Origin of the sequence: Paraburkholderia sp. RL17-347-BIC-D, from assembly GCF_046027915.1 — a bacterium.
In the GTDB taxonomy this organism is placed as follows: Bacteria; Pseudomonadota; Gammaproteobacteria; order Burkholderiales; family Burkholderiaceae; genus Paraburkholderia.
The window spans coordinates 1-500 of record NZ_JARESS010000242.1; the positions used below are offsets into that span (position 1 = coordinate 1).

The 500-nt window shown below is 58.6% G+C and carries 1 protein-coding gene; it reads right to left on the reverse strand.

The window, feature by feature from the left end:
* Positions 1-61 precede the first annotated feature (61 nt).
* Positions 62-500: integrase core domain-containing protein (locus P0D96_RS48380; protein WP_408321458.1), on the reverse strand; the 439-nt coding region annotated here is incomplete at its 5' end.

Sequence of the window (500 nt, forward strand, 5' to 3'; positions counted from 1 at the left end):
AGAGGTGGCGCCGTTGGTTCGGACAGTCAGATCGAGTTTATAAGTGGAAGCGCCGGGGTCATCAAGCTGCCGATTTGATCGCTGGCAGCGTCGCGAAGTATGCCTCATCCGGTGTCTGATCGGCCAACCTCGAATGAGGCCGATTCTGGTTGTACCAGTTCAGGTAATTGCCGATTGAGCGGCGTGCGTGGCCGACCGAGTCGTACGCTTTCAAATAAACCTCTTCATATTTAACGCTGCGCCACACCCGTTCGACGAACACGTTGTCACGCCAGGCGCCTTTCCCATCCATCGACAGGAGAACCTTCCGGCTGAGAACCGCGTCGGTGAATTCGGTTGCGGTGAACTGGCTTCCTTGATCCGTGTTGACGATCTCAGGCAGGCCGTATTTCGCAAACGCTTCCTCCAGCGCCTCGACAGCATGGCAGCTCTCCAGCGTGATCGCCACCCGGTGTGCCAACACCCGGCGGCTCGCCCAGTCCACGACGGCCGTCAGATAG